This window comes from Borrelia crocidurae (assembly GCF_000825665.2).
Taxonomy (GTDB): domain Bacteria; phylum Spirochaetota; class Spirochaetia; order Borreliales; family Borreliaceae; genus Borrelia; species Borrelia duttonii.
Genome location: NZ_LN609267.1, coordinates 135454 through 135977, shown reverse-complemented (window position 1 = coordinate 135977; position 524 = coordinate 135454). Strand labels below are relative to the sequence as shown.

Annotated in this window: 1 pseudogene; it reads right to left on the bottom strand. The window is 23.9% G+C overall.

Annotated elements, in window-relative coordinates:
* Positions 1-508 (bottom strand): annotated as a pseudogene (locus tag BN1173_RS04470) (tetratricopeptide repeat protein); the annotation flags it as partial.
* Between the last annotated feature and the right edge of the window lie 16 nt (positions 509-524).

Sequence of the window (524 nt, the reverse complement as noted above, 5' to 3'; positions counted from 1 at the left end):
AATAAATATATATAGCAAAAATGAAATATTATCAAGTACAAAAATTATTTTTTTGTAATTTATTAGAATTCTCTCCTTTTTCTACTTTGATTTTTGGAAATAATTTATCATATATTTTGTTTTTTGTAAGAAATAATGTTCCTTGAATAGGATGTTTTCTGATGATTTCTAATGATAATTCTGAACGTTTTATTTCTTGATTATCTTCTATCATTTTAAGCCATATTTGTATAGCTTTGTCTTCTTTACCTTGAGCTGCTAATAGTATTGCTATTGATTGTTTGACATCTGGTTCTGTTGGATTTAAAGTATAAGCTTTTTTTAGATATATTTGAGCGTTTCCTAAATTTCCCATTCTAAGATAAGACATTCCTAAAATATAATGATAAATATAGTAATCTTTATAGAAAAAAATTTCCTTTTCTATAAGTTTTATTACGTCTGCGTATTTATGAGAGTTATAATAATTAATAGACTTGTTAATAAGTTTTTTAGGTGCTGTTTCCATAAAGTTGAACTTACCC